Origin of the sequence: uncultured Gimesia sp. (assembly GCF_963972345.1) — a bacterium.
Taxonomy (GTDB): Bacteria; Planctomycetota; Planctomycetia; order Planctomycetales; family Planctomycetaceae; genus Gimesia.
Genome location: NZ_CAXAVM010000253.1, coordinates 1 through 8,893, shown reverse-complemented (window position 1 = coordinate 8,893; position 8,893 = coordinate 1). Strand labels below are relative to the sequence as shown.

6 protein-coding genes are annotated in these 8,893 nt (G+C 51.5%); all 6 read left to right on the top strand.

Features of this window, described 5'->3' with window-relative positions; all coding sequences use genetic code 11:
* Window positions 1-3,913, top strand: a 3,913-nt coding sequence (locus AACZ40_RS26425) for a hypothetical protein (RefSeq protein ID WP_339676564.1), incomplete at its 5' end; no start/stop codon positions are given.
* A 314-nt stretch (window positions 3,914-4,227) separates the two neighbouring features.
* Window positions 4,228-5,298, top strand: coding sequence for a DUF1559 domain-containing protein (locus AACZ40_RS26420; RefSeq protein WP_291176703.1), 1,071 nt, complete (start codon window positions 4,228-4,230; stop codon window positions 5,296-5,298).
* 150 nt (window positions 5,299-5,448) lie between these two features.
* Entirely contained in the window at window positions 5,449-6,531 is a 1,083-nt protein-coding gene (locus AACZ40_RS26415) for a DUF1559 domain-containing protein (protein ID WP_339676561.1), read from the top strand.
* Window positions 6,532-7,096: 565 nt separating this feature from the next.
* A complete protein-coding gene (locus AACZ40_RS26410) occupies window positions 7,097-7,735 on the top strand; it encodes an ATP-dependent Clp protease proteolytic subunit (RefSeq protein WP_339676558.1) in 639 nt (212 codons plus the stop codon).
* A gap of 77 nt (window positions 7,736-7,812) precedes the next feature.
* A complete protein-coding gene (clpP, locus tag AACZ40_RS26405; RefSeq protein ID WP_291176694.1) occupies window positions 7,813-8,418 on the top strand; it encodes an ATP-dependent Clp endopeptidase proteolytic subunit ClpP in 606 nt (201 codons plus the stop codon).
* Window positions 8,419-8,475: 57 nt separating this feature from the next.
* A partial coding sequence (locus tag AACZ40_RS26400) for a hypothetical protein (protein WP_339676556.1) occupies window positions 8,476-8,893 on the top strand: 418 nt, incomplete at its 3' end.

The following is an 8,893-nucleotide window of genomic DNA, read 5'->3' as shown; positions in this document are numbered from 1 at the left end:
TGCCGATCTCACCAAGGTGTTCGGGCAGCATGCGCTGTTCTTCGGCGCTTATCCTTACCCACATGGTATGATGGCAGCGCCACCTGACTATTCTGCCTACCCGGAGTTTCAGGCCGCCTATAACAGCACCGCGGCCTGGCGGGAAAATTCCAACATGGAATACTTCTTTCTGAATTTTGGTCGTCCCCAATTCAGTACCCCTGCTACTGGTAAAGCAACTAAAAATGAGATTACCGACCTGTTCGCGGGACGCTGGGGAGAACCGGATCGTCTGTATGAAGCGCAACGCAACAATTCCACCGATCCGATCTATCTGATTGATATCACTAGTAGTCCTGTCAGGGCATTTCCTCAGCCGGGACGTACGCTGATTGATGATAACGGGAATCGTTTTGAAGGGGGAACCCGCAGCGGTTCGCTGATCGCCGGAAATCCCGATAACGCGCAGTCCTTCATGCATCCCCTGTCATACAATGGTGCGGGCAGAACGACCAAAACCGGAACCAGTTATCGTCAGCCTCTCATTGGCTATAACGGCTGGAAAGCCTACGAAGATTTCGAAATTGCCGGTACACCCCGTTATAACAGCGGATCTACATTTTTCAAAAACCGGATTACAAATGTGACCGAAAATTATGGTATTCTGGTTGATGAAGCTGATGAAATCATCGTCGATATGGAACAAGCCAGACGCCCTTATGATGAACCATTTACTCCTGCCGACCTGGCCTTCCTGCATCTGTCGCAGACCGATCAGGATAACACGGGTATCAGTTCGCGTCTGTCCAGCCTGCTGCCGTTTAACTTCGGTCGGGCAGATACCGTCAATAACCGCGGTAATTCGATCCGCAAGACTTTCACGACCATGAGCTGGGGTCGTAAACAGTTTTCCATGGCCGATTCTTTGAAGAACCGACCGAATGATGATGGTTCTATATCGAATCTTGATACTTCGAATCGTTACCTCAGCTGGTTGTTCAGCGCCGATACGAACAACGATGGCAAACTGGAATTTCCACCGGATTTCACAAACGAAGTTGACCTGGATTACAGTGGCAATCTGAATTACACGGACTTGTTAGGAAATACTCGTGGAACAAATATTGAAGATCTGAATGGTAGTGGCTCTCGCAATTCAAATAAAATTGCCGGGACAGCCCTTGATCCATTCCGGGCACCACTTCGCCAACTTTTAACGGTGGAACGTGGAAATACCACAACGCCACGAAAGCAGATGAAGCTGGATATCAATCAAGTTCTCGTCTATGATGATACCGGGACAGGGCAGACTGTAACAACGCGTCCGCTTACTCCGCACCCTGGTGAGGATGTCAATGGAAATGGTGCACTGGACATCGGCATCGGCGAAGATCTGAACGGGAATGGCATCCTCGACATTCTACCTTCGACTGCCATTAACACCGGCTGGTATGCTTATAATTTGCCCGCTTATCCTCCTACGACTCAGGAGCAAAAGGAATTCTGGGCACGCTATGATCGTCAGTTAATGGCCCGCGATATCTATGTGCTGCTTTATACCCTCGGAGGAAGCAAGGACAATCTAGACTATCGCGCCGACAACTCCAGTAATGCTCTCTATACCGATGCTCAAATGCAGGAAATGGCGCAGTTTGCCGTGAATGTGGTTGATGCCCTGGATCCTGACGAAGTGATTACTCGTTTCGAATACGATAAAAACCTGCACGACGGCTGGGGGCTGGGAGATAATCCCTATCATACCGACGATGAAACCACTCTTGCTACGAACCTGGGGATTTCCAGTCAGGCTGGTCAGCGAGGCGTGGTCTATGGCGTCGAAGCACAAAAGCTGACACTCAGCGAATTCCTGGCGATCAAGGCTCCCAAAGTCGAAGATGCTTCCTCTAACGAAGTCAACCACGATGCGACCGAATACAATGATGAAAAAGACCGTTATTTCTCGTTTATCGAATTACGAAATGCCAACCATCAGATAGTCAGCTTTGAGAATGATGCCTGGCAGATCCGCCTGGAACCACGCACTGATGCGGCCATGATCAGCGGCGATTATTCCAATCTGGATAATCTTACTCCAGACCCGGTGTTAAACGATACCCACAAGCGGCGTGTCACTTTGCGGAGCGGCTCTGTCGGTGGGGGCGGTGGTTTCAATCTTCGCTCAGCCGGCGATAATGAAGATACCGACCCGATGTCGTCGATGCCGCGCCCCAGTTATTTCCGGGTTGACCCCAATTTTGCGGGGGGGACTCCCGCTTATACTACGATTGCCCCACGGGATACATCGACTCCCGCCATCGATCTGATTACCGATGATGACACGGCTGATTTCCTGATGACGTCAGAAGCAGATACGGTTACTCCTATTTCGACGCGTGGTGACTTCCTGAATAGTTCCAATACGGATCCCGGAGGCACGCCTAATTTTTCGAGTTTGACTTTCATTGTCAGACTGATGCGACGCGCTCATCCCGGGCGGAATGCACCGGCAACCAACAATGCCGTGGATAATGCTGATAATCCCTGGGTGGAAGTGGACAGTATGGTTGTGACTGGCATGGAAGAGTTCGAGCTACAGGAATCCAGCATGTCCTCCGCAATTCAGTCTCAATTGAATCAATTGCGGAGCTTCGAACGAGCCCAGCCTCTACACGCTCGTGGTTCAGGAGAAGCTAGCCATGCCGCAGGCAGCGCTGGTTCCGGTTATCGTGCGAATACAGTGGGGTCTACCAATTCGAACACCGGAACAGGGAATCTGGGGGCAGATGGTCTGCCCGGTCAGGATATGGTTGACGATGACAACGATGGGGACATCGATGATGCCAGCGAACGTGGCTGGGCATTTTCCGATGACCGTCCCCGTTTCGATATCTGGCAGCCTCATTTTGACCGTGACTTTGCTTCGATTGTGGAACTGTTAAGCGTTCCTGTGATCGGTCCGAATCGTGTGACCCGCGATCTGGCCACGGAATCAGGAGTACAGACGCGAACTGATACTTCAACGACAGTGGACCGGGCAAACGATGTCCGTTTCGCTGGAGTTCAGAAATTTCTTGATCCCAGTGGTCCTGACGATACTGATTTCAGTGATCCTGCTCCCACTTGTGATGATAACCGCTGGTATCGGATTCTGGAATTTCTTGAAGTTCCGACTCGCATCCATCATCAACTGGGCAATCCGCTGGCAGATCCGCGCGTCCCGGGACGCATCAATCTGAATACGATTCGGCATCCGGCTGTGCTGGCAGCTCTGCTGGATGATGCCGATGCATTCACGATGGACATGACCGGCAGTGCCGTTCATCCACAGCTGGTCGCCAACCATTTAGGCGGTGACTGGTGGCGCGAATTCACGGAATCACGCGATGCCCGGGATTTGGGACTAACTAACGACCCTCATATTCCTGGAACACCAGGGTCACGTCCCTTCCGCAGTTTTGATTACGCAACTGGATTTACCTCTACTGGTACCGTGAATAATCTGCGTGAAAACACAATTTTCCGCAGTCTGCCTGCAGACATCAGCAGTCCGAATCCAAACCCGCGTCTGCTGTTCGAACTGACAACTGGTGCTGAGCATCTGGGGTCAGCAGGCGTAAATAAAATTGACGTACATACCCGTAATCGACTGCTCTCGAAAATTGCGGCTAACACAACAACCCGAAGTAACACATTTGTGGTATTCATGTCAGTCGCTTATTTTGAAGCGAGCGGGGCAGGGACCACCACTTATGGCAGTCCGGTGGAGATTGGCGCACGTTTGTCACCTTTCGACCCGGCTCGTACAGTGAATCAGCCAGACTATCGAGGCTTTTTCGTCATTGACCGGACCCGGGCAGAACAGGCATTTGAACCGAGTACGGGACAGTTCGACCACTGGAAACGCCTGGTGCGTTATCGCCATCAGGTGCAATAAAACCGGGTATTCAGATAAATATCCTTTTAGGAAATTTACCTGATCATTACAACAGGACAATCGGGTATAATGGTTAATAGTGACACAGGAATGAGGGGGGATGACATGTAGCCTAAGTAAGCAGCTCTGGTCGCGGGCCTGTGAGTAGAGTCTGTGGGAGGCGGACGATTGAAACGTCTGTTCCTGTAGAGCGGATTCGTCCGGGATTCCTCTGGTTTCCTGTGGGATCGAGATGTTTTCGAGTTTGTTTTTGATACTTGTCAACAAGTAAGATATAATCTGTTTGAACCGTATTTCTAAGTGAGGAGAATGACATGAATAATTGTCGAACCAAACAAAAGCTGCAGAAGCGTAAAGGGTTTACGCTGATCGAACTGCTGGTGGTGATCACCATCATCGGCATCCTGGTGTCGCTGACACTGCCGGCCATTCAAAGTGCCCGTGCCTCAGCGCGAAAACTGTCCTGTCTGAACAACATGAGAAACGTCGGACTGGCCGTCGTCAACTTCTCATCCGGAGCCAACTCGCAGCTGCCACTGCTGGTGGATCGCAACATTGAAGACGGTCATACCAATGCCAGCAATGACGACCTGTCCTGGTGTACCACTCTGCTGCCGTTCCTGGACAACGTTGGTTTCCGTCAGCGTTGGGATGCAACTGCCAGTGCTGCTGCTCAGACAGGTGCTACTGCAACCGATCTTTCTAATCTTGCTTCTCTGAATGTGATCCGATTTCCCGTCTTCACCTGCCCCGACGATCAGTTCTCTACTGATCAGGGTGCACTGTCTTACGTAGTGAATGTGGGCTATGTTACTGCCCTTTATAATCAGACTGGCGTTGGATACGATCCTGGCGCTTCCATCGGTTCCCAGGGGCATCACCCGGTGGGAGATGGTGGACTTGATGCAGACGCATCTACAACCGGTGATATTCCGATGAAGTTTGGAACAGGCGTCTTCTGGCGTCCTCATTCTTCTCGTATGTCTCTGGATTATATTTCAGCTGCCGATGGTATGACTCAGACACTGATGCTGTCTGAAAACCTGCAGGCTGGTGAATGGTATGATCAGGATACAGGCAGCCTCGGATTCGGAATTGACTTTGAAGGTTTGTACTCAGGTAGTAATTTGGCTTTGCCTGCTGGATTCAATCTGCAGAATACAACGAACTCATCTGATTCGCGAATCGGTGCTAACCTGACCGCAGCCAAAGGAGAGGCATGGCGTCCCAGTTCGAACCATCCCAGTGGTGCCGTGAATGTGATCTTCTGCGATGGCAGTGGAAAATCACTGACACCACAGATGGATGCCGGCGTCTACGCACGTCTGCTCACTCCTGCCGGTCTGCGTTATGGCCAGGCTGTTGTTGACGGTACTTCTTTCTAATCGAATGAAGTTGACTGCAACCTTTATTTGAGTCATTGTTCTCAAATCGGTTCAAACATGCGGGCACCAGGGATCTCCGGATCTCTGGTGCTTTTTTTCTTGGCGGGTTCACAGACGGTGACAGCGTCTCAGGCGGAGAAGGGGCAACTCATGCAGACCAGACAAACCAGACAGCCACGACCGCAGCGCAACGGCTTTTCGCTGCTTGAACTGGTGGTAGTACTGTTCGTTATCGCGCTTCTGGTAGCGCTGACCCTGCCGGTTCAAGAGCATGCCCGGGCATCATCACGAAAACTGTCCTGTCTGAACAATATGCGAAATATCGGTCTGGCGATGGTTAACTTTTCCTCGGGAGCCAACTCTGAGCTGCCACTGCTGGTCGATCCCAACCAACGGGTTTCCTCTGACGAAGCACCCAACGCCAATGCCAGTCATGATGATCTGACCTGGTGTACTACACTGCTACCGTTTCTGGACAATGTTGGCTTTCGTCAGCGCTGGGATGCGGCGGCGAATCTGGCGGCTGAACCCAGTACGAATGCAGATGCAATCGCGCAGCTGGCTGCATTGAACGCGATTCGTTTTCCGGTATTTACCTGTCCTGATGACGAGTCTGCAATCGATCGGGGCGCCCTCTCTTATGTCGTCAATATTGGATATGTGACCGCCAATTATAATAAGACTGGCGTGTACTATGACGCCTCCACCGGCGTCGGTCATCACCCGGCCGGTGATGGAGGACTGGATGGAGATCCCGCGACGACAGACGACATTCCAGTCAAGTTTGCCAGTGGCGTGTTCTGGCGACCGTTTACTTCGCGGATGTCTCTGGATTTTATTTCGGAAGGGGACGGCATATCACAGACGTTGATGCTGTCTGAAAATCTGCAGGCCGGAAGTTGGGCCGACCAGGATACGGGCAGCCTGGGCTTCGGCATTGATCTGCAGGGCGTCTCCCCCAGCGGCAGCACCACGCTGAAACTGCCTGCCGGATTCGATCTGAAGAATACGACTAACTCAACCGATTCCCGCATTGGTTCCAACCTGAAAGCGAAGAAGGGACAAGCATGGCGCCCCAGTTCGAATCATCCCAGTGGCGCTGTGAATGTGATCTTCTGCGACGGGAGTGGCAAATCGCTGTCGCCGGAGATCGATCCTCTGCTCTACGCCCGACTGCTCACTCCCGCAGGGCAGCGTTATGAACAGGCTGAAGTGGAAGACGGCTCGTTCTGATCGAGGCAGGGTCACGTACTCTGCATAAAGCGCCTTGCTCACCAGTTGGTTTCCGCCAGATCACACCAGGGCTCTCCGGATCTCTGGTGTTTTTTGCTGGAATTTCCTATGCTGTATACATGTACGCTTTTTGCCAGGGTGTTGACAACCTAAGCTTTCTTAAACGGCGTCACAATTAACCATAACAGCTCTCGTATAATTATACTTGGCTCGGATTAACTTGGAGACGCTTCAGTAAAACTGGACTCAGTCCAGAGAGAAAAACAAGCGATGTTGAGACTGCTGCGAAAGGGAACTTTGCATAACGTCTCTTGACGAATCACAGGGAAATCGGATAAGGAACGATATATAATCTTCAAATCAACAGGAGGGTCTCCCTGCGCGACAGCGTGCGGGATTTAACAGGCTCTCTTCCTCCCTGTCAGGGAACAGAAATAATCGAGCTGCCGCTTGACTGCCTGTACCAGGCCAGCCATAGTCGGTGGTTCAAAACGATGTGAGAGTTAAATCAGAATTAACCTCGTCACGAGTCACTATAGCAACCATTACATCTCAGGATCATATCATGTTTGACCCCATTTCCGGGCAGATGCCAACGCAGGCAAATCAGCGTGCCAGAAGTTATTCACAGCAGCGTCAGATGGGGATTGGCGATCTCCTGCTGGATAACCGGATTATCTTTCTGGACAGCGTGATCAACGATGCCAGCGCGAATTTAATCGTGATGAAACTGCTGTATCTGCAGTCCGAGAACCGGCACCAGGACATCCACCTGTACGTGAATTCTCCCGGGGGTTCCGTGACCTCTACAATGGCGATCTACGATACGATGCAGTTCATTGAATGCGATGTTTCCACCTACTGTGTCGGCCTGGCAGCCAGTGGCGGCGCCATCCTGGTTGCCGGCGGTCAGGAAGGCAAACGTTACATTCTGCCTCCCGCCAAAATGATGATCCATCAGCCGTTTGGCGAAGTGGGCGGCCAGGTGTCCGATATCGAAATCCAGGCCAAGGATATTCTTGATACCCGTGAAGTTCTGAATAAAATTCTCGCCGATCATACCGGCCAGTCCATTGAGCAGATTGCCCTCGATACCTCCCGGGATCGCTTCCTGACCTCCTCGGCTTCTGTCGAATATGGTCTGGTTGACGAGGTTCTGATCCGCGATAAAAAAGACAAAGATAAAAATAAAGATAAAGCATAGAGACACCCTGAGTCGGCAGCGGCACTGTCGAATGATTTTCCACCATCAAATTTATCATCAATTGAAGTGAGTTTTATATGACGGTCCTTACTCCTTATGTGATCGAAAAAAATGGTCGCGACGAACGCGCCATGGATATTTACAGTCGTCTGCTGCAGGACCGTATCGTGATGATGGGGTCTCAGGTCAACGACCAGGTAGCGCAAAGTCTGGTCGCGCAGCTGCTGTTCCTGCAGTTCGATGATCCCGAAGCAGACATCCACTTTTACATCAATTCTCCCGGTGGTTCCGTGACCGCGGGCATGGCCATTTATGATACGATGCAGTATATCTCCTGCGATGTGGCGACTTACTGTATCGGGCAGGCTGCCAGTATGGGTGCGCTGTTGTTGACTGCGGGTGCCCCCGGCAAACGCAATGCATTACCCAACAGCCGCATCATGATTCACCAGCCACTTGCCGGCATGCAGGGAACGGCAACCGACCTGGAAATTCATGCCAAGGAAGTGCTGAAGATGAAGCGGCGTCTGAATGAGATTCTGCTGCATCACACTGGTCAGACGCTCGAAAAAATTGAACAGGATACAGATCGCGACAACTTCATGGATGCCCAGGAAGCCAAATCGTACGGTCTGATTGACAACGTTCTGGAGCACCTTGAACTGCCCGGAACCAAAGCATAATTTCAATCTGATTTAGAGGAGGGCAGAAGAGGTGTCTTCTGCTGAAGTTGATTTCCAATGAAGCAATACCTTACGACATGGATGTCGTTGTTGTTGATTCTCACTCTCATGGGGTGTGGAGGTCGTGGTAATTCTGATTTACTGGAAGCCCGGCTGCGTCAGCAGGAAGACAGTATCTTTGCCTTACAACGTGATCTGAAAGATTCGCAGCAGGCGCTGGAGTCGGCACGGCATCAGTCTGAAGCAATGTCGCAGCAACTGGCCAAAGCATCCAATGGCAGCCTGTTGCCCGAGCAGACCAAAGCCCTCTACAAGGTCACCGGAGTGAAGGTCAACAGCCTGCTTACCGGAGGCGTTGACCTGGACAGCAAACCGGGGGATGAACTCTGGACGACCGTCATCACTCCCCATGACGCAGACGGGGAAACGGTCAAACTGCCCGAAGGCAAATCGATCATCCCGGGTGTGGTTACCA

What these genes read in the sequence shown, in the direction of transcription:
- AACZ40_RS26420 (WP_291176703.1), top strand. Translation starts at nt 4,228, where the DNA reads ATGAATAATTGTCGAACCAAACAAAAGCTGCAGAAGCGTAAAGGGTTT.
- AACZ40_RS26410 (WP_339676558.1), top strand. Translation starts at nt 7,097, where the DNA reads ATGTTTGACCCCATTTCCGGGCAGATGCCAACGCAGGCAAATCAGCGT.
- AACZ40_RS26415 (WP_339676561.1), top strand. Translation starts at nt 5,449, where the DNA reads ATGCAGACCAGACAAACCAGACAGCCACGACCGCAGCGCAACGGCTTT.
- clpP (WP_291176694.1), top strand. Translation starts at nt 7,813, where the DNA reads ATGACGGTCCTTACTCCTTATGTGATCGAAAAAAATGGTCGCGACGAA.